The 20,256-nt window shown below is 35.7% G+C and carries 25 protein-coding genes; 16 read left to right on the top strand and 9 right to left on the bottom strand.

The genetic code is table 11. The features are described from left to right. Positions 1-72 precede the first annotated feature (72 nt). From JNUCC52_RS07050 to JNUCC52_RS07040, 3 genes are read right to left on the bottom strand one after another with little or no spacing between them, the layout of a single operon-like run. Positions 73-459, bottom strand: coding sequence for an STAS domain-containing protein (locus JNUCC52_RS07050; protein ID WP_337981788.1), 387 nt, complete (start codon positions 457-459; stop codon positions 73-75). A 32-nt stretch (positions 460-491) separates the two neighbouring features. After that, complete coding sequence (locus tag JNUCC52_RS07045) at positions 492-2,186, bottom strand: methyl-accepting chemotaxis protein (protein ID WP_173478279.1); 1,695 nt, start codon at positions 2,184-2,186, stop codon at positions 492-494. A 29-nt stretch (positions 2,187-2,215) separates the two neighbouring features. Beyond that, complete coding sequence (locus JNUCC52_RS07040; protein WP_173478280.1) at positions 2,216-2,638, bottom strand: ATP-binding protein; 423 nt, start codon at positions 2,636-2,638, stop codon at positions 2,216-2,218. Positions 2,639-3,515: 877 nt separating this feature from the next. Between JNUCC52_RS07040 and glnA the strand changes: the two genes are divergently transcribed. Next, a complete protein-coding gene (gene glnA, locus JNUCC52_RS07035) occupies positions 3,516-4,850 on the top strand; it encodes a type I glutamate--ammonia ligase (protein ID WP_173478281.1) in 1,335 nt (444 codons plus the stop codon). 205 nt (positions 4,851-5,055) lie between these two features. On the opposite strand, the gene JNUCC52_RS07030 is transcribed toward glnA, so the two are convergent. Together JNUCC52_RS07030 and JNUCC52_RS07025 are read right to left on the bottom strand one after the other, a co-directional pair. Further along, positions 5,056-5,226 (bottom strand): hypothetical protein, encoded by a 171-nt coding sequence (locus JNUCC52_RS07030; protein ID WP_173478282.1) that lies wholly within the window; start codon positions 5,224-5,226, stop codon positions 5,056-5,058. Positions 5,227-5,394: 168 nt separating this feature from the next. After that, positions 5,395-5,739 (bottom strand): DUF6176 family protein, encoded by a 345-nt coding sequence (locus JNUCC52_RS07025; protein ID WP_337981787.1) that lies wholly within the window; start codon positions 5,737-5,739, stop codon positions 5,395-5,397. A 183-nt stretch (positions 5,740-5,922) separates the two neighbouring features. Here JNUCC52_RS07025 and JNUCC52_RS07020 point away from each other — a divergent pair, with 183 nt between their 5' ends. Further along, positions 5,923-6,447: an NUDIX hydrolase gene (locus JNUCC52_RS07020; RefSeq protein ID WP_337981786.1), complete on the top strand. Its 525-nt coding sequence runs from the start codon at positions 5,923-5,925 to the stop codon at positions 6,445-6,447. Here the strand turns inward: JNUCC52_RS07020 and JNUCC52_RS07015 are convergent. Further along, the gene (locus tag JNUCC52_RS07015) at positions 6,439-7,296 is read right to left on the bottom strand and encodes a PhzF family phenazine biosynthesis protein (RefSeq protein ID WP_337981785.1); all 858 of its coding nucleotides are present in this window, start codon (positions 7,294-7,296) and stop codon (positions 6,439-6,441) included. The two genes, JNUCC52_RS07020 and JNUCC52_RS07015, sit on opposite strands and share 9 nt — an antisense overlap. Positions 7,297-7,439: 143 nt before the next feature. Between JNUCC52_RS07015 and JNUCC52_RS07010 the strand changes: the two genes are divergently transcribed. Both JNUCC52_RS07010 and JNUCC52_RS07005 read left to right on the top strand, forming a co-directional pair. Beyond that, positions 7,440-7,829, top strand: coding sequence for a tautomerase family protein (locus JNUCC52_RS07010; RefSeq protein WP_337981784.1), 390 nt, complete (start codon positions 7,440-7,442; stop codon positions 7,827-7,829). A 40-nt stretch (positions 7,830-7,869) separates the two neighbouring features. After that, positions 7,870-8,226: a hypothetical protein gene (locus JNUCC52_RS07005; RefSeq protein WP_337981783.1), complete on the top strand. Its 357-nt coding sequence runs from the start codon at positions 7,870-7,872 to the stop codon at positions 8,224-8,226. A 111-nt stretch (positions 8,227-8,337) separates the two neighbouring features. On the opposite strand, the gene JNUCC52_RS07000 is transcribed toward JNUCC52_RS07005, so the two are convergent. Next, positions 8,338-9,408, bottom strand: coding sequence for a branched-chain amino acid aminotransferase (locus JNUCC52_RS07000; protein ID WP_228134423.1), 1,071 nt, complete (start codon positions 9,406-9,408; stop codon positions 8,338-8,340). 411 nt (positions 9,409-9,819) lie between these two features. Between JNUCC52_RS07000 and JNUCC52_RS06995 the strand changes: the two genes are divergently transcribed. Next, entirely contained in the window at positions 9,820-10,683 is an 864-nt protein-coding gene (locus JNUCC52_RS06995) for an AraC family transcriptional regulator (RefSeq protein WP_337982198.1), read from the top strand. A gap of 159 nt (positions 10,684-10,842) precedes the next feature. Here the strand turns inward: JNUCC52_RS06995 and JNUCC52_RS06990 are convergent, their stop codons facing one another. Then, complete coding sequence (locus JNUCC52_RS06990; RefSeq protein WP_173478287.1) at positions 10,843-11,109, bottom strand: phospholipase A2 family protein; 267 nt, start codon at positions 11,107-11,109, stop codon at positions 10,843-10,845. A 345-nt stretch (positions 11,110-11,454) separates the two neighbouring features. Between JNUCC52_RS06990 and JNUCC52_RS06985 the strand changes: the two genes are divergently transcribed. From JNUCC52_RS06985 to JNUCC52_RS06975, 3 genes are all read left to right on the top strand, one after another. Next, a complete protein-coding gene (locus JNUCC52_RS06985; protein WP_337981782.1) occupies positions 11,455-12,498 on the top strand; it encodes a DUF418 domain-containing protein in 1,044 nt (347 codons plus the stop codon). Between the two features lie 149 nt (positions 12,499-12,647). Further along, entirely contained in the window at positions 12,648-13,394 is a 747-nt protein-coding gene (locus JNUCC52_RS06980) for a hypothetical protein (protein ID WP_173478289.1), read from the top strand. 23 nt (positions 13,395-13,417) lie between these two features. After that, entirely contained in the window at positions 13,418-14,689 is a 1,272-nt protein-coding gene (locus JNUCC52_RS06975; protein WP_337981781.1) for a glutathionylspermidine synthase family protein, read from the top strand. Between the two features lie 53 nt (positions 14,690-14,742). On the opposite strand, the gene JNUCC52_RS06970 is transcribed toward JNUCC52_RS06975, so the two are convergent. Next, positions 14,743-15,216 carry a YbaK/EbsC family protein gene (locus JNUCC52_RS06970; protein ID WP_173478291.1) on the bottom strand — a complete coding sequence of 158 codons (474 nt, stop codon included), beginning with the start codon at positions 15,214-15,216 and terminating at the stop codon, positions 14,743-14,745. Positions 15,217-15,369: 153 nt separating this feature from the next. Between JNUCC52_RS06970 and JNUCC52_RS06965 the strand changes: the two genes are divergently transcribed. From JNUCC52_RS06965 to JNUCC52_RS06930, 8 genes are all read left to right on the top strand, one after another. Continuing rightward, a complete protein-coding gene (locus JNUCC52_RS06965; RefSeq protein ID WP_337981780.1) occupies positions 15,370-15,735 on the top strand; it encodes a cupin domain-containing protein in 366 nt (121 codons plus the stop codon). 373 nt (positions 15,736-16,108) lie between these two features. Continuing rightward, entirely contained in the window at positions 16,109-16,630 is a 522-nt protein-coding gene (locus tag JNUCC52_RS06960; protein ID WP_173478293.1) for a GNAT family N-acetyltransferase, read from the top strand. A gap of 74 nt (positions 16,631-16,704) precedes the next feature. After that, positions 16,705-17,661: a DUF2268 domain-containing putative Zn-dependent protease gene (locus JNUCC52_RS06955; protein ID WP_443136920.1), complete on the top strand. Its 957-nt coding sequence runs from the start codon at positions 16,705-16,707 to the stop codon at positions 17,659-17,661. Positions 17,662-17,671: 10 nt separating this feature from the next. Then, complete coding sequence (locus tag JNUCC52_RS06950; RefSeq protein WP_337981778.1) at positions 17,672-18,535, top strand: protein kinase family protein; 864 nt, start codon at positions 17,672-17,674, stop codon at positions 18,533-18,535. 114 nt (positions 18,536-18,649) lie between these two features. Then, positions 18,650-19,087, top strand: a complete 438-nt coding sequence (locus JNUCC52_RS06945) for a hypothetical protein (protein WP_337981777.1) — start codon at positions 18,650-18,652, stop codon at positions 19,085-19,087. A 34-nt stretch (positions 19,088-19,121) separates the two neighbouring features. Further along, complete coding sequence (locus JNUCC52_RS06940) at positions 19,122-19,298, top strand: hypothetical protein (RefSeq protein ID WP_173478295.1); 177 nt, start codon at positions 19,122-19,124, stop codon at positions 19,296-19,298. Between the two features lies 1 nt (position 19,299). Then, positions 19,300-19,785 (top strand): GyrI-like domain-containing protein, encoded by a 486-nt coding sequence (locus JNUCC52_RS06935; protein ID WP_337981776.1) that lies wholly within the window; start codon positions 19,300-19,302, stop codon positions 19,783-19,785. 117 nt (positions 19,786-19,902) lie between these two features. Then, the gene (locus JNUCC52_RS06930; protein WP_173478297.1) at positions 19,903-20,091 is read left to right on the top strand and encodes a DUF4177 domain-containing protein; all 189 of its coding nucleotides are present in this window, start codon (positions 19,903-19,905) and stop codon (positions 20,089-20,091) included. Positions 20,092-20,256: the final 165 nt, after the last annotated feature.

The raw sequence follows: 20,256 nt of genomic DNA, 5'->3' as shown, positions 1-20,256 counted from the left end.
GTTGCGGCTTTGTTTTGGGTTCTCGCAGAGGACTGAAAGAATTCAGAATTGTTTGCGTGCCTGGCACCTAATCTAATATTCACTTAGTGCGAGTTCACCTGACCAGCTTTTTTCTTTAATCATTTGCTGTGCTTGTAGTTCACTTTTTGCAATAGGGAATACTTTATCACATTGGGAGATAGCGAACAGTTTTCGAATAAATTCATCTGTCACAATAATGGCGATTTTCCGTTCGGCAATCATAACTTTCTTTGCGAAATTAATAATCATACCAAAACCAGTACTATCAATATTCGTGACATTTTGCATATCAATTATGTAGCCATGCTTTGGTTCTAAACTAATAGCATGGAGCTCTTCTTTTAGCTCATCGATTAATCCATATTCTAAATTACCTGTAAAAGCAATTGAAATGTAATCGGCTTTCGAATTAATATTTATCATATTATTCTTACTCATATTAGTGCTCCTCCATAGTATTTAGTGATCGATTAAAATTTAAATTTATTCACTTCGTTTTGAAGCTTTGTAGAAATTTCTTCCAATTCCTCTGATTTTAATGAGATTTCAGCTACAGTTGCATGTTGCTCTTCAGACGTAGCGGCCATTTCTTCAGAAGCCGCCGCAGAATCTTCAAGAATGCGTGAGATATCTTGTATTGCCTGTTGAACAGCTAATGAATTGTCACTGACATGCGTGAATGCGGATTTCATTTGGTTCACACCTTGTTCTGTTTCAACAACATGTTCAACGATTTCTTGTAAGGCATGTCCACCTTTGCTAATGATATTCACTTGTTCCTCTACTGCTAGTAAATTACTTTCCATAGTTCGAACGGTCACTGCGGTTTCGGCTTGTATGTTTTTAATTAAATCTGTAATTTGACCAGAAGCCATACTCGACTGCTCAGCGAGCTGACGAACTTCAGAGGCGACTACAGCAAAGCCCTTTCCTTGCTCTCCAGCTCGAGCAGCTTCGATGGCGGCGTTTAAGGCTAATAAATTTGTTTGCTCCGCAATACCAGTTATGACAGTTATAATACCACCTATTTCTTCAGAGCGTTTGCCTAGTTTTTGAATCGAATCGGTAGCATATGAAACCGTATGAGTGACTGTATTTAAATGTTTGATTGCTTCATTAATTGCATCTTCTCCTTTTCGAGCGATATAAGTAGATTGAATCGCCCTATTTAAAGTTGTTTCTGCCTTTTTTAAACTATTGGTTACTTCCTCGATCGTTTTTTTCATCATTATGACAATGCGTTCAGCCTGATCAGATTGAATGGTGGTACCATTTGAAATGTCGTTCATTGTTAAAGCAATTTGGTTTGAAGTTGCACTTGTTTGGTGTGATGATTCGGCTAATGTTTGCGAGGATGTAGCTATTTGATTTGCGCTATGCGAGACAATGGTTATAGTTTCTGTTAAACGTTGTTTCATATGATGAAAGGCTTGGGCTAAATTGGCGATTTCATCATTTCCTTTAGGCTTTACTATTTTTACGTTTAAATTTAAATTAGCAAGTTCTTTAGCATTCAAACTTAATTGATTAATTGGTGCAATAATTTGGCGCTGTAAAAGCCAACTAATGCTGACAAACATTAAAATGGCAATGCCTATTAAAATAGAAATGTTTTCCATTACATATTTTTTAGCGATATTAATATAGGGCGCTGATGGTGTACCAGTCGACCACATCCCAATGACCTCACCGTTGCTGTTCATAATCGGTTCGGTCGCTATTTGATACATTATCCCTAATACATTTGCTGAGCCAATATAACGTCCTTTCTGCTCTAATACCGTAGTAATAAGTTCTTCAGGAGCCTTTGTGTTTACTTGTCGCACACCATTTTCGACTACCGTTGTATTTACTCGTGTATCGTGCTGAAAGATGGTCACAATGTTACCGTCTGCTAGTTCTTCAATTTCATCCACAATGGCGAAATTATCATTAATTTTAATATCACCTTTAAACAATTCGTTATTTTTGATAGTCCAGTCGCCAGGTGCGATTACATCAAAATACTTAAAGCTTAACTGCAAGTCGGATAAAATTTTCGCATCCGCACTTTCTAAAAAATTCTTTTTTGCTCCAATATAATTAATGATTGCTAGTATGGATACCATTAGAAACATACAGGTAAAGATGAGTAAATTAATTTTTTTTCGTATCGTCCATTTCATTTAAAAGTCCCTCCAAATTTCAGATGTACTTATCCATGAATTTTCTTTGAAACACCGACTAAAAATTTTGTGTTCGAAATATGTTTAAACCAAATATGATCGACCATATTTTTAACAAAAAATAATCCTCGACCACGATCTGTGTAATTATATTGGTTAAAATCGAATTGTAAAGCCTTCATTAAATCATGTTTGGTAATGCCATTCGCTTCATCGGTGACAGTTAACATAATCTCCTCATCACCATGTGTAACATGAACTTCAATTGTGTTTAAAAGAGGGGTTGTACCGATTTTTTCCGTCGCTTCAACTGCATTAATGACTAGTTCATGTAAAACAAATCGTAATTCTCTACCAAAGGGTAAATTATAATGAGTTGTATAAATTTCCATTACCTTATCGATAAAATGAACTGCTTGTCGATTTGCTTGAACTCGCAGTGTAAATTTCATTACCAATCACCTATCTTGTGCGTGAAATTACATTTACATTTTCGCAAATGATGTAAGTAAAGTTAAATAGGTCATCGCCATTATATTGAGAAAGAATAGGAATGAAAACGCATGTCTAAACCCAACCAGTATAATAGGTATTGTGTTTTCTATACATTAGCGGTGTTTAAGAAATTCACGTATTTTAAGATTACTAACTGAGAGTTAATGTCATTTATATAAAAAATAGTTATGTGTGATAAAGGAATGAATATCGTTGACTAATACGGTTTTCACCCTATGGTTTGTGTCACCCCTATAGCAGTAAAAAGCTTGTAAGTCTATGTATCTTCTGAATATATGGATACTTAATGTTGGTGACAGTACGTTGTATAGGAATTTTAAGGCGATGCGCAATCATTTGCCTGGAGTTTGCGAAGTTTACTTCAATTTGGTAGTTTAGACCATTTGAAACGGAGTTTTATTTGGTACTGGATGGAATCAAAAGGCCTTTATCCACCGACGTCATTATTATAAAAGCTACTTTCGAATAATTCAATTACTTTAATAGGGATTGATATATAAAATAGTGAAAATATCCTATAAGGTACTATTTAAATTATATTTCGCTTATAATGTACCAGTAAAATATAAATAATGCAAGGCTAATGTTCTATATGAGGATTGTTTAATTAATCATTAAGTTTTATTTTGGCGGAAAGATAAATGTAGGTCTAATCTAATATATCTATACATCTAAAATAAAGATAGTTTTATTCGAAAAAATGTATGTAAGAAAACATTACATGCCCATTGCGCTTGTTTGTTGTTTTAGTGTACTTTAAAAGCAGTTATAAAAAAACACGTTAAGAAAAATGACAAATTGGAGTGGTGAAGAATGAAACATCATACAAAAGATGATATTATCCGCATGGTGAAAGAAGAAAATGTGAAATTTATTCGCCTACAATTTACTGATATATTGGGCTCAATAAAAAATGTGGAAGTACCAGTTAGTCAATTAGCGAAAGCATTAGACAATAAGGTCATGTTTGATGGTTCATCAATTGAAGGGTTTGTTCGTATTGAGGAGTCTGATATGTATTTACGCCCTGACTTAGATACATTCGTTATCTTTCCTTGGACAGCAGAAAGAGGTAAGGTAGCGCGCTTTATCTGTGATATTGCACGACCAGATGGTACAGCGTTTGAAGGTGATCCACGCTCCAATCTTAAGCGCGTATTAAAGGAAATGGAAGAGTTAGGCTTTAGCTCGTTTAACCTTGGTCCAGAGCCAGAATTTTTCTTATTCAAACTGGATGAAAAAGGGCATCCAACGCTTGAATTAAATGATAGCGGAGGGTATTTCGATTTAGCACCTACTGATTTAGGCGAGAACTGTCGGCGTGATATTGTGCTTGAGTTAGAGGGCATGGGCTTTGAAATTGAAGCGTCTCACCACGAAGTCGCACCTGGTCAGCACGAAATTGATTTTAAATATGCAAGTGCTATTGAAGCGTGCGATAATATTCAAACGTTCAAACTAGTCGTAAAGACAGTAGCAGCACAGCATGGATTACATGCAACCTTTATGCCAAAACCGCTATTTGGTGTGAATGGCTCAGGGATGCATTTCAATCTTTCATTGTTTGAAGGAGATAAAAATGCCTTCTATGATGAACATGCAGAATTACAATTAAGCGAGACGGCTCGCAGCTTTATGGCAGGGATTATGAAGCATGTTCACGGCTTTACAGCAGTGACAAACCCTCTAGTAAATTCATATAAACGTTTAGTCCCAGGCTATGAGGCACCATGCTATGTAGCTTGGTCAGCTCAAAACCGCTCACCACTTATTCGCATCCCAGCAGCACGAGGACTTTCAACTCGTATCGAATTACGTTCTGTTGACCCCGCGGCGAACCCCTATTTAGCGATGGCTGTTATTTTAGCATCTGGACTTGATGGGATACGGAAAGGTTTAACACCTCCAGATGCTGTGGATCGAAATATTTATAAAATGAATCGCGCGGATCGTGAATTAAATGGCATAGATAGTTTACCTTCTTCTCTAGAATACGCCCTACTTGAACTAGAGATGGATCATACTGTACGCGACGCACTTGGCAATCATATATTTGAGAAGTTCACAGAAGCGAAGGAAATCGAATGGAACAAATACCGCACACGCGTCCACGACTGGGAACGTGATGAGTATTTGACGATGTATTAGGAAGGGGTTATCGGCGATTGACACGGGGTAACCGGCGACTTCTTGAGTTTTATCGGCGATTGACACGGGGTAACCGGCGATTTCTTGAGTTTTATCGGCGATTGACAAGAGGTAACCAGTGATTACTACGATGATTTCAACGTTTTAAAACCAGCTCTAGTTATTTGAGCTGGTTTTTTTTATGTCTATTGAACTTATGGAAGTCTTACTCCTTTGAAGTGTCATCCGTTTTATTTTCGTCATCCATGTGATCTTTATGTGTTGAAGGTGCTTCAGTATCGTTGGGTTCTGTTTTGTCTTCTTTCGATGTACCACAACCGAACAGTAATCCTGTTGTTAAAATTGCTGTAAAAGTACCGATAATTAATTTTTTCATAGTTCACCTCATAATAGATTTTGATAAGTTATTCTTGCCCTAAAGTATGACTGTATATTCAATGCGAAAATCAAAAAAATAAAGTTACTGAAGAAACCTGTGCTCTTGGATTAATGAAGTCAACCACAAAAAAGAGCGTTAATCCTTCTTGGATAAACGCCCCATTGTTTACTTCATAGAATTTCGCACTTTCTCAGGAATCATGACTACTTCAGTTTGTAACTCTACAGGTTTAAAGGTCTTATCAATACATTCATCCCAGTATTCTATGTGCTTTTTATCAAGCCAATGTTCTGATTCATCGACATTTATGCCATCTGTCCCTTGAACAACATACCAATACAAATATTCCTCTCCGTTTAAAACTTCTCGAAAAATGGTTTCAACATACATACGCTCGCCTTCAAGAGTAACGAGTACATCATCCATATTATCATTCAAGAAAGCCAACCACTCTTTGACTTTATCTGATTTTCCTTGTTTCACGCGATAGCGTGTGCACTCAATATTCACTATAATTTATTCCTTTCTGCTATGTATTTCTTGATTACTATAATTTTACATATATAATTATATTTACATATTATCGTGAATTTGCCAATTGGTAAATTCACTGTAATATTGATTGCATTAACAGTGAAATAACTGAAAAGGGAAGCGAAGGATTAAATTACTTATGGTATCAAGGAGGAAAAGATGAGTTATATAGAAACAATGAGGCAGCTTATTGGCAATGAAATGTTAATAACTGTAGGCTGTGGCGTGATACTTGAACAGGACAATCAAATATTATTACAACATCGAACGGATCGAGATGTTTGGGGCATACCAGGTGGCATTTTAGAGCCTGGAGAGTCGTTCCTTGAAGCGGCTGTAAGAGAAACTTTTGAGGAAACAGGATTAATAGTCGAACATTTAGATTTGTTTGGTATTTATTCTGGTAAAGAGGGATTTGCTTTATATCCGAATGGCGATCAAGTTTTCAGTGTTCAAATTATTTTTCATACAAGCCATTTTTCAGGGGAATTAATTCAACGCTCTGAAGAAAGTCACGAGCATCGATTCTTTGATTGTAACAACCTACCGCATTTAAACATTCATCAAGCTCGATTTATTCAAGATTGGGTAAACAACCAAGTAACGCGTAATGGAGTCGATCTGCAAATTCCATTACGCAGTTTAGTGGCGTTCTCTAGTCCATATAGTTCCCGCTTAGTATAGCTTACCTTTTGTTAATATAACTGCATTCCCACCGACCATTACACGTGGATTATTTTTATGTATTAATTTAGTCATAATCGTAGAAGGTCTGCCCATGCTTTCCCCTTGCAAGAATTTGTACTCTTGATTAAATTCGTTTAATACTTGGTTATGGAAAAGATAATAGGTTAATGCAGCATTTGAAGTACCTGTGGCAGCTTCTTCATCAATCCCATAGAGTGGGCAAAAGTTTCGACTCTCCGCAATTCCTTCTGCTGTGTCGAGCGTAAATGCATGGACTCCTCCTATGTTATTAATTTTTGAAAAATCAGCAAGTGCTTTAAAATCAGGATTTAACGCATGCAAAGCATCTTTTGTTTTTATTGGAAGCATAATATCCCAAAGTCCTGTACTTGCGGCTTGAGGTACTAAATTAAACGTTTGATCGCCTATTTGGCTTTTATTTATTTTGAAAAGCGCTGATAAGGAATCGTAATCATCAAATATTTTTCCAAGCTTAGGTTCAGCTTGCTCCATCATAATGAATGATTGTTTTAGCTCAACGGCAAGAGTACCAGCGAGTGTTTTCATATAGTAAGAATTGTTATCTTCAATTGCTTTGCTATCAAGCAGTGCTTTGAAGGAGGCAACTGTTGCATGCCCGCAAAGATCCACCTGTGAAGTCGGAGTAAAAAATTTGATTTCAAAATTTTTATTGTCTATTTTTTTGATAAAGGCTGTTTCTGAAAAGCGAACTTCAGTCGCGAATTTTTGCATAAACACTTCATTTAAATTTTCGTGGATAACGACACCAGCAGGATTCCCGCTAAACATTGTTTCAGTAAATGCATCGATTACATAATATAACAAATCTATTTCCCCTTTTAATAATTATTTCGTAATTTTATTTTAACAATAATTAGTACACGATGGCTTACAAAAGGGAATAAAGGAATATCTTAATTTTTTATAGAATAGAAATGGGGAGGTTAAAATAGAAAGGTGAGATGAGGGTGGGACAAATTAAGATTTATGGTGTTAAGGACAAATTAAATCCGATTAAGGAAACGTTATCGATTATTATTCATTCTTGTATGATGGAGGCATTAGCATATCCAGCAGATAAGAAATTTCATCGTTTTTTCCCAATGGACAAAGAAGATTTTTACTTTCCAAGTGAAAGAACTGAAGCCTATACCATTATTGAAATTAGTATGTTCGAAGGTCGAACGATGGAAACGAAAAAACATTTACTCGCATTGCTATTTGAAAAAATTAACAATCAATTGAGTATAGCTCCTCAAGATATAGAAATTACTATTTTTGAAACACCAAAGCATAACTGGGGGATAAGAGGACTACCTGGGGATGAGTTAGCATTGAATTATAAAGTTAATGTTTGATTTTTCTTAGACGATTAATAAACTAGAAGAGGTGAACATTGTGCTAAGAAAAGGCTACTTCATAGACAAGGAAAAAAATCAGATTTATAACAATGAAGTAGTAGTGGCAAGTAAAGTCTACTCTAATAATATTACGTTACAGGAACTTGGACAAATGATATTTAATGGCGTAGTAGAAGACATATTTATCTGTAACTATCAAACGGAACGAAAAAGTACATTAGAGCGTTTATACATACAGGATGTTAAGTCAGAATGGAATACTAAGTATAAAAATAACATTTGCCTTGATGATGAGGCATCTTTAAATGATTTCCCAAATGGATATTGCTTTTTTGTTGAGCTTTGGGAAAGCGAAAAAGATACAACGATTTTGGTGTTATTCCAATATCATTAAAGGTCAAAAAAAGTGGAGATGATTATATTTGTGGCTTATGTTGCGCTACAAAAAACGACAGTAAAAAAGTGTTAGATTGACCGCGGCCAATCTAACACTTTTTGTATATTTTTATAATTTAATCGTCCAACCAAATGTATCTTCAAGCGTGCCATTTTGGATGCCTGTTAATGTATCGTAAAGCATCTGAGAAACTTCACCAATCTCACCATTATTAATGACTATTTTTTCATCTTGCCATTTTAATTCTCCGACAGGCGAAATAACCGCTGCTGTTCCAGTACCAAATGCTTCTTCCAAAGTGCCGTTATGATAAGCCTCTACCACTTCGTCGATTGAAATGCGACGTTCCTCGACTGGAATGTTTTTCGCCTTTAATACTTGAAGCATTGAATTACGTGTAATTCCTGGTAAGATGCTTCCGTTTAATGCTGGTGTGATAACTGTTCCATTTATTTTGAAGAAAATATTCATGCTGCCTACTTCTTCGATGTAACGGTGTTCTTTACCGTCTAACCATAATGTTTGAGAGTAGCCTTCCTTATGGGCAATTTCTTGTCCTTTTAGCGCACTCGCATAGTTACCAGCTGTTTTTGCTTCGCCAGTTCCACCAGCAACAGCACGTACAAAATGTTGTTCCACCATGATTTTTACTGGATTAATGCCCTCTTTATAATAAGAGCCTGATGGAGACATAATGATAATAAATTTATAATTATTAGAAGGGTGTACGCCTAAGTGTGGCTCCGTAGCAATAATAAATGGACGGATATAAAGAGATGTTCCTGGTGCTTTAGGAACCCACTCACGATCCAATGCTACTAACTGCTTTAACGCCTCTAACGCCAATTCTTCATCAATTGCTGGAATGACAATACGCTCATTCGAATGATTTAAGCGGCTAAAATTACGGTCAGGACGGAATAAAAGTACTTCATTATCCACTGTTGCATATGCTTTTAATCCTTCAAATACAGCTTGTCCATAATGGAAAACTGCTGCAGAAGGATCTATAGAAAGCGGCTGATACGGGATAATGCGTGGATCATGCCAGCCCTTGCCTTCTGTATAATCGACTATAAACATATGATCTGTAAAAAATTGACCAAAACCTAATTGGTCTACTGCTGGTTTTTCTTTTGGGTTTGTTGTTATTTCTTTTGTTATCTCTAACATCGTCATATCCTCCGCGTATTGTGTCATTAGATGAAATATCTATAATACTTAATAATACTGTTTATTTGGAATTAATTAAATACTAAGAATCTACTAATAATTAATAAAATTGCTCATTTATATACTTTCCTCAATAAATATCAACATTGAAAAGTTTTAAACCGTAGTGATTTGTGATAGGCTGTCACTTTTAGCTCACTAAAATGTTTATCCTTCTACTTAAAATTTTGATATTATTGGGTCTTATAAAAAATTATGATTGAAGCAGTAGCACTTTTAAGTAAGGGTTTGGAAAATGGGTGATATGTAGTAGACTATGCATACAACCGAGGGAACCAGTCCAAAGATAGCATAAAAAGACAGGAAGAAAAAACTAAAATTCGATATTCTTTAAACAAGGAGTGAGAGCATTTGAGTTTGAGTTGGATTGAGTCGATTCAAAAGGCAATAAATTATATAGAAGAGCATTTACAAGAAACGATTACAATAGAGCAAATTGCAAACGAAGTGAATGCATCTGTTTTTCATTTTCAACGAACATTTTCTATTTTAACGGATATGTCAATTGCAGATTATATTCGACGAAGAAGGTTGACATTAGCAGCACAGGAGTTAATTAATACTGACATCAAAGTAATCGATCTCGCCTTCCAATATGGCTACGACTCTCCTGAAGCTTTTACAAAAGCATTTCGAAAGCAACATAATGTAACACCGAGTGAAGCACGAAAACAGCAAGGACCATTACAATCATATAACCGCCTCGTAATCCAGGTGAGTCTGAAGGGAGCAGAACCAATGAAATATAATATTGTAGAAAAAGAGAAGTTCCAAGTTGTAGGAATGAAAAGAACGTATAATTGCCAAAATGGCGAGAATTTGCAGGGCATACCTCTATTTTGGGATGAAGTGAATCGTCAAGGAATAGACGAGCAATTATTTGCACTGAATGACGGACAAATTAAAGGGGTACTTGGTGTTTGTGTTCCCGACGAAAACTATAAAGAAAATAATTTAATGGATTATTGGATTGGGACAGATCACATAGGGGATGTACCAGAAAATTTATTTGCGATGGAAGTGCCAGCATCGAAATGGGTTGTGTTTGAAGTACATGGTCCGATGCCAGATGCGATGCAAAATGCATGGAAGCAAATTTTCTCTGAATGGTTCCCATCCAATCCGTATGAGCCTGCTGGTACAGCAGAATTAGAGGTTTATACGGAGGAGGACCCATCAAGCGAAAATCTTTATTCGGAAATTTGGATTCCGATTAAGTAAAAGTACCCGTGGAGCGTCAGGCACGCAAACAATTAGTAGACTTTTTACAAAAATAGCACAAAACAAAAGCCGCAAAATACCACGCATTAGCGTGAGTTGCGGCTTTCGTGTGTGCCCGTAGCGGTGTCAGGCACGCAAACAATTCTGAAAACAAAACACCTATAAAAAATTATTACGTAAATTAAAAACTTTGTGGAAAAGTCTAGCATCTCTCCCCATTTTACTGTTTGTGTTCATATGTGCTAATAAACATTGCTGAAACAATTCATCGCAGTTTTTTGTTCTGCCGTATTTTGAATAACATTCATCATGCTTTTTGCAGCAAGAATCAACAGCATTTGTTGGTGAACCAGGTCCTGAACATCCAGGTCCGCAATATTTATAGCCAGGATAACAAAATCTTAATCTTCTATTCCTCTTCACCATGGTCACCTCTTTTCAGAAATAGTTTATCTACTATAAATTATGTTGACTTAACTTTTGAAAAGGGATGAAAAACTAGTGACAACGCAAAAAAGAATGAAAGGACTTTCCCATTCAACTAGCTATTGGTGTATTCGATTGTGCTTATAAGTATAAGGTCTAGGAAATGAAAACAGACCATTTTTATTCTTTGAATAAGAAACTACCATTTTACATAAATCGTTAAAATGAATGAAAATCCTGCAGTTAAGGTTTTTGTAAGCTAATCAAAAAACTGCTGTAAGGTCGCGTAGCTATAATAGCCAAGACGAATGAAAATAAAGTAGTAAAAATAAGGAGTTGTACAGCATGAATCCATCCGTTTCGCAAAAAGAAAGAATTATAGCCTTAGATATTATTCGTGGTTTAGCATTGTTTGGGATTTTATTTATTAATGTAGGTGCCTACCAATTGATAGTTGAGGGCGTAGCGTTGCCTCCATATAGTAAATTCAATAGTATAATTGATACGCTTATTGATATTTTCATTGAGAAAAAATTCTTTTCCATTTTTTCATTTCTTTTCGGTGTCGGTTTTTATATTTTTGCTTCCCGTGCTGAAGCAAGAGGTGATAAGCCGCGGTTGCGTTTTGCAAGACGTTTACTAGCGCTATTTGTTATTGGGGTTGTTCATATCTTTATTTTCTGGGGCTCCATTTTGTCTATATATGCAGTCATTGGTCTTTTCTTATTACCATTTTATCGGGCGAAGATTTCTACAATTCGCAACTGGCTTTTTGGCATTATTGCTGTATACATTATCAGCATACTTGGACAAATGTTTTTGCCGAACTTACGTATCCTGTCATCAATTTTTAATATATTCGGAAATGATATTTTAACTATTTTTATTATGTTTTTAACAGGTTTTCTAGTTGCAAAAGCAGACTGGATAAGCAACGTAAGACAGCATGCTAAACAAATAAAAGCGGTGCTCTATGTAACTTTTCCTATAGTAATCGCTATATCTAGTTGGATTTGGATTGCATCTCAAAATGAGGATCCGAAACTTCATTTACTATTAGGTTTAGGAGTAGTCCCGACTACGTACTTTTATTTAGCTTGTTTATTCCTTATTTTAGAAAATAGAAAAATAGTAACTTTTTTAAAGCCGATTGGTCGTGTCGGACAAATGGCATTCACAAATTATATTGCTCAAAGTTTTATAGGGTTAGCTATTATCGCTCTATTGGGGCTTGAAGTGCCCTCGACTTCCTATATTGTCATTATAGCCATGATGATTTTTATAACTCAAATCCTCTTTAGTGTCATTTGGTTTAAGTTTTTTAAAATAGGACCATTGGAAAAAATGTGGAGATGGATGACATACGGAAAAAACATACCAACAAAATAATAATTTTAACGTCAGAGCACCATTGCTTTGGCGTTTTTTAATCGGAATAGTATTGTGCTATTATTTTATAGTATAAATTTGTAAGCTAAATGAAACTAAATGTTAGGTTATTCGTAAAATAGGTATTGGAAAATAAGGAGCGTACGATTATGGCAAAACAAGTAAAAAAATATATGGCAGTGACCACTGCATCATTTCTGGTCATGCAATTAGCAGCGTGTGGCGACACGGAATCACAAGCAATTGAAGAATCTAATGAACCAGTCAAGACAACGAATACGTCAGAAAATAATAATCAACCTACTAGTGATGAGGATTTACTTAATGTACATAACAGCGAAATGGCTGATGCGTGTGATGAATGGCAAGAAGGTGAGGATGGTTCGTTTGAATGTTTAGATGAAAATTCACCGTATTACGCCCAGCATTTCTTTAATGGCTTAATGTATGCTACTGCTGGTGCGATGATTGGAAGTGCCATTTATAAAAGCCGCAATTTAAAAAATGGAACAGATAAAGACGATTATAGTAGGGGTTCGGCAGGAGCTGCGACAACGACTACCAATAAGTCGAACACTCCAAAAGCGGATTCAAATGGCATTACAACGGGGGGCTCCTCTTCAACTTCAACTGGTATAACAACAAGTGGTTCTAGTTCTACTACTAAGGAATCTACTACAAATAGTTCGACATCAAATAGCTCAACGTCTAGTGGCACGAATACTAATACGAATAACACGAATTCATATTCAAGTGGTCAGCGTTCGTATTCGAATAGTTCAGGCTCATCTTCAAATAATACGAGTTCATCTAATTCGTATTCGAATAGCTCATCATCTGGAAAATCAGGTTTTGGATCAGGAGGCGCATCTAGGGGAGGCTCTTCTTCGTCTTAACGATTGAAAAAGGAGAATTCTCGATGGAACATGATATTTATTGTAAACAACGGCAATTATTCTATTGCCAATTTCCAAATTTCTTTTCTGATTTTGAAGATTTAGAGTACGCGTTATATGATGTGATGGAGCTGCCGAAGGAGAAAATTGATGAGATTTATTATGCTTCAAACATTCTTTGGCAAATATTTTTAAAAGTGGGAAAGCAATTTAAACATTTAACAGCTGAACAGCTTGTTGCTCTTGGCATTCGTTCAGAAATGATACCGTATATTGGGTTAGATTATTTACAACAGCAGTCTATACTTGCTCGCTTTGATTTTATTTGTACTGAGGATGGCAACATTAAATGTCTTGAACTGAATGGTGAAACGCCATTTCTTGTACAAGAAACGTTTGAAATGAATGACCAACTTTGTCAACACTTTCAATTAGTAAATCCTAATGATGTGACTGCATTACATAAAACATTATCTGGTGCACTTTTTGCTGCTATGCATTATTTAGATGATGTGAAAAAGCCTACAATCGTCATTACAGGTAAAACGGCACAACAGGATTATGAGGAGTATTGTCAGGTGCAGTTTTTGAAAACATGTGTGCCATTTGATATTGAATATGTACCTATCGACAAGCTAATTATTTTTTCAGAGGATACGCCCGACGCAAAGAGAGGGCTCTATACGCCTTCAATGGACAGAATTGATATTTTGTATCGCCCTGCACATCCCGTAGAATTTATTATAGATGATTTATCACCTGATGGGGAAAGAATCGGTTTGCAATTACTGGACCTTGTGAAAAATCGTCAGCTTGCGATTATAAATGCTCCAGCGGCATATGTTCTACAATCGAAAATTTTGTTGTGGCTAATTTGGGAGCGTAAAAATGATCCGCTACTATTTACTGCGGAAGAGCGTGCTGCAATTACTAAATATATGTTACCAACGTATATTTCCGCAGAGCCATTTTTAGCAGATGGAGTGCCTTATGTAAAAAAGCCAGTCTATTCTCGTGAAGGAAATACGGTTGAAATTTATGCGAGTGATGGTTCTAAAACGAATGGTTCTGCGTACAATCATTATGATGATAATTTGTTTATTTACCAGCAATACGTAGAAATGCCCTCAATCAACATTCAACAAGCAGATGGTTTCCATTCTAAGAAATGGCTAATCGGTTCTTTTATTGCAGATAATCGTGCATGTGGCTTGTCTTGTAGAGTAGGCAATCAAATTACAGAATGGGATTCCCATTGGCTAGCTGTCGGCTATAAAGCTGTCCTTTTAAAGTAAAAATCCACTTAGCTTTCCATATACGTAGGAGGCTAAGTGGATTTTTTAGTTTATTAATCGTTCCACCCTTTACAAACATCAATCCATTGCTGGTAAGGTGTATATGCTTCTAGTTCCTGAATGGTAAGTTCAATTGCAGAATTGCTGCTACCACAGGCAGGGAATACCGTTGAGAAACGCTTGAGCGATTCATCTAAGTAAACAGCAACCCCTTCATTGATACCAAACGGGCAAACTCCCCCGATATCATGACCAATCCGTTCATTGACTTCTTCCTTAGCCAGCATTTTAGCTTTCGTTCCAAAAACGACCTTATATTTCGCATTGTCAATTTTAGCATCGCCCGCAGCTACAATTAAAATAGCGCCGTCATTCACTAGAAAAGATAATGTTTTAGCGATACGCTCTGGTTCACATCCAAGTGCCTGTGCTGCCATTTCAACGGTTGCAGAGCTTTCGCTCAATTCCTGTATTTTATGCTGTAAATTCCATTGTGCGAAATGTTCGCGTACTTTTTCAATTGCCATATGTAAAACCTCCTTGCAGTCTTCGTCTATTTTAACATAATTTTCAGAATTTAAGGCCTCTAATTGCTAATGTGAGAAAAGATAGAAAATTTGAAATTAAAAACTGAGAATATCTGATAAAATATAATATAAGGAAAAAAAGGAGGTATTTACATGGGTTATCAACCTATTAATTTAAGTGAAAAGTTATCAAAGTTTACTGAGCAGTGGTCTCCTAAAGTCATTGCTGAAATGAATGACTATCAGTTTAAGCTAGTCAAAATTCAAGGGGATTTTGTATGGCATCAACATCAAGAGACAGATGAAGTATTTATCGTACTGGATGGAGAGATGGTAATCGCATTTCGAGATGGTGAGGTCAAACTATCAAAAGGAGAAATGTACGTCATACCAAAGGGCGTAGAGCATAAGCCTTTTGCTGAAAAGGAATGCCAAATAATGCTAGTGGAGCCTAGAGGCGTTGTCAATACAGGTGATACAAATAGCGAAATGACTGCTGAAAATGATGTGTGGATTTAAAGTGAAAAAATTTTGCTAACGGCTAATGTGTATCGCCGCTAGCTAGGAGTAAAACGCCGATAAAGCTTCGGGAATCGCCGCTAGCCAGGAGCAAAACGCCGATAAAGCCTCGGGAAACGCCGCTAGCTAGGAGTAAAACGCCGATAAAGCCTCGGGAATCGCCGCTAGCTCGGAGTAAAATGCCGATAAACCCCTGGGAATTGCCGCTAGCTCGGAGTAAAACGCCGATGAAGCCTCGGGAATCGCCGCTAGCTAGGAGTAAAACGTCGATAAACCCCTGAGAAACGCCGATACCCGTGGTCAAATCGCCACAAAATCTGTGCAAATCACTACTATAAGATTATATCAACCTCCATTGGAGTGAACGTATCGTATGGATAAAAATTTTAAAATTAGAGAAGCAGTCACATCAGATGCAAAAGGAATAGCGAAAGTACATGTCGACAGTTGGAGAACAACATATGCTAACATCGTTCCTAATGAATACTTAACAAATTTATCGTATGAAAATCGAGAACAGCTATGGATAAAAAATATTTCAAATGACGCTGTATTTGTAGCGGAAAATAACGTAGGGCAAATTATTGGTTTTTCTTCTGGCGGTAAAGAAAGAAGCGGTAACTATATTGATTTCGAGGGTGAATTATATGCCATTTATCTTTTAAGAGAATACCAAGGACAAGGTGTTGGGAGAGCACTTGTTACAGCAATCGTTGAAGAATTGAAAGGGCTGGGATTGCGTTCTATGCTTGTGCTTGTCTTGAAAGATAATCCTTCACGTCATTTTTATGAAACACTTGGGGGGAAGATGATAGATACTGTTGAAATTCAGATTGCAGGCAAAAAACTCGCGGAACTCGTTTATGGTTGGGAAGATATTCGGAATATATATTAATTATCCATAAGAAATAATAAAATTATATGAAAAATATGGTAAAATATAAGTTTTGGGAAGGTTGTATTTTATTGATAAAATTACCAAAAATAATAGCTGTATTTATACTAATATGCACAATTCTAACGCTTGCTTCCTGTACACAAACAGAGGAATCTCATAAAAAAGAAGATGTTGAAAGTATCGTTTCATCTTTTGAACACCCTCAATCAAAGCAAAAGTATAAAATAATCAATGCCTTTAAACTTTATGACAACTATCAAGATAAGGTTGAAAGTAACCCAAACCAATCAAAACGAGAAATTTATCAAGATGAGGTTATTGAACCTATCTATAGTGATTGTTTTGACAAGGGCGAATATCTTCATATGGCACATTATGCACTAAACGTAGCGCCCGACCAATTAACAGAAAATCAATTATTGAGTGAAAAAATTGATAGGGAAGAAACAGAAAAGCTTATAAAAGAAGCTCTTTTCAAATCTTCAGACCTTATTCCATCCGAAAAAGAAACGACTGTATGTGTTTTTCCTGCCACTAATGTAAACGCTTATATGGTAACGGTCGGGGCGGGGAAAATCACAGTGCTATACAATAAAGATTATACAGAAGAGGATATAAGAATTGGCATATCTCACGAATATCATCATAGTATTTGGGCTGAGAAGTATGTGAAAAAAGATATGAAATTCACGATTTTGGATAACTTAGTTTTTGAAGGAAAGGCGGTTATGTTTAGTAAATTAGTTTATCCTGAATATCCTAATGATTATGACACTTTAATGTACTCTGAATACAACAGAGAAAATTGGTCAAAAGTTGTAGGAGATTTAAATAGTATTAACTTAGAGCGGTCACAAGAAATTAATTTTGGAGGGGATGACCTACCATATTCATATGGCTACAGTGAGGGCTATAAAATGGTTAAATCCTATCTTAAATTACACCCGAATGTAACGCCAGAGGAATGGACCGCCCTAAACGCAAATGAAATTTTTGAAAAGGGCAATTACATCGAACATTATCAATGAGGGATGGAAGATGGAGAAAATAAATGAAGTCATTGAAATACTAATAAATAAAGGTTTGATAAGTAACAATCGTCTAACATTAGAAACGTTAAAAAGTGGAACGACAAGTGGCGTATTATATACTCTCTGCATGAACAATACGCCAACCTTTGTAATAAAAATTGATAACCCAGCTAGTATTACTGCCACTAACGATTTTCTATCCGCTTATCGTGATGTAAAGTTATTGCCTGATGTACTTTATACAGACGTAAACAAAGAATTTATTGTCTACTCTTATATTTCTGGAGAGACGCATTTTAGTAGAGGGTCCAAGTTGGAATGGCTGGAAATTATCATAAAAGAGTTATTCAATCAATACCAGCGGGTGGATCAGGACACTCCATGGGGACGGGTCAATGGACTTCATAGAAATGGTTGGTCAGAATTTAATGAGAGTAGTCTAGCATTTGCTCAAAAGAACTTAGAAGACATACTACCATTCGATGACCATAAAAGAGTAGAGCTATTGGTAAAAAAATTAAGTGCTTATCATATTCAAGAAGAGAAATATTATTTACATGGAGATACAGGTGTTCACAATTTTGTATTTTTGGATAATAAGATCAACGGTGTGATTGATCCGTCACCGTTAATTGGACCAAAAATTTATGATTTTACCTATGCCTTTTGCTCTTCTCCAGATAGCTTAAATATGAAGACATTATTGTCATCGTTTGCGTTGTGGAACAGCGATTCTTCTTTTTCAAAGGAACGACTTATAGATGAAGTGCTTTTTCAGTTATACACACGGATTGGCGTCTGCTTTAAAGTACATCCGCACGACTTAGATGCCTACTTGGAAGCATGGCAAGAGTGGAGAAAATATCTATAATAATTGCGTTATTTAACCTACGATATATAACTCTTAATTGTATTTATGTGAATATTTGTAACTATATTGGACTTTAATCGTCTAATCAGTAAATATATTGAGGGAGTGTCATACTTGAGGTATACAAGACTTTTCTTATTTACTGCAATTGTCGTTTTTTCATTATTTCCATGTCATGTAATGGCAACAAGTTGGGCATATCCTTTCGTTGTTTGGAACGATTATATTTATGTCATTAGTGATGAATATGTAGAAAAGATTAATAAGGAAATTGGAGAAGTCACGAAGTATTCAGATATGGAACAATATGAAGGCAACTTTTCAAATGTCTATCCAAAAGGGACGAAATATTATTCAATTGATGGGATAGATACAGACACTGCAATTGCAATCCACATAGGAAGTGGTCTTTATATAAAAGCAATTAGAGAAGGCGAGTATACTTACCAAAAAAGTAACATCTACTATATCTATAGAGGTTTGGGAGCATTTGCGGTTTTAATTGTCGGATTTATTATCTTTATTCAAACTAGAAAAAATCATGAACAATAGGTGTACTCTTTAAAACTATGAGGAGGTATTACTTATGAAATATATGAAAGGCTTATATGTAACGCTTGCACTAATGATGCTAGTTATTTTGGTAAGCACAACAATATTTGATGATAAATATTCAGGGATATCGATGTTCATTTGTTTAGGCTTATTTTTAATTGGATCAACGTTTTTTATTAATGCCAAACAATTAAATGGGAGAAAATAAATTGAGTTATGAAATTGTAACATTACCAGCCTATCGGACAGTAGGATTAAAATGGGTAGGGACATTTTCTGAAATTGTGCCGAATTTAAAAAACGTCATTCAACAAGTTAAAGACTGTGCTGATGAGGTAGGGAATAAGATCAACCCTCATGTTCTATTAGGTTTATCTTATCATGTGATTGAGAATGGGTTCGTACATTACTCGGTGTATCAAGTGAGTGAAGAGCAGGAAATTCCTGATGGCATGATTGAACTACGGGTTCCTGAATGGACGTATGTGAAGACGACACATTGCAAAGGGGAAGATGTTCAAAAAACCTATACGGATTTACATCAATGGTTATTCAATAGTGACTATACCGCATACAAAGAAGCTGGAGTAGTTTACTATGATCTAAACATGCCGATTAAACACGAACACTACCCAGTTGACCATGACCCGAATCATCCGCATTTTGATATTTATATACCAATTGTAAAAAAATAAATGGGCGCAATTCTCGAATACACAATTGTGCTCTTTCTTTATGTATTGAGCTAAATAATTAAACTATGGTTCACATTGTTCATGTTTATAATTACATAAAAGATGAGGTGTATAAAAATGTATAAATATAAGTATGTAGAAGCCAAGGTTGCTAGTTTATTAACAATGGAGAGTCATAGAGAATTAATCGATAAGTATAGTAAAGAAGGCTGGAGATTTGTTGCCGCTATTCCTAAAAGTAGCGGGTCATATGGTCAGATTAAAGCAAATGATTTAGTTTTTGAAAAATATGAAGAAGAAGAATAGATTTCTTTTTGGAATTAATAATATAGGTTCACTACAAAAAGTTTTTTTATGAAAAAAATGGTATAATTAAAAAGCCTAAAAATGCACGCATACTATTTTAGGTAATCGTTGTTAGAGGAGGCGTTCATTATGACAAATACAAGATTTTATATTCTTAATGGTAAC

This window comes from Lysinibacillus sp. JNUCC-52 (assembly GCF_015999545.1).
Classification (GTDB): Bacteria; Bacillota; Bacilli; order Bacillales_A; family Planococcaceae; genus Lysinibacillus.
The sequence above is the reverse complement of the archived record's forward strand: the minus strand, read 5'-3'. Positions and strand labels throughout refer to the sequence as shown.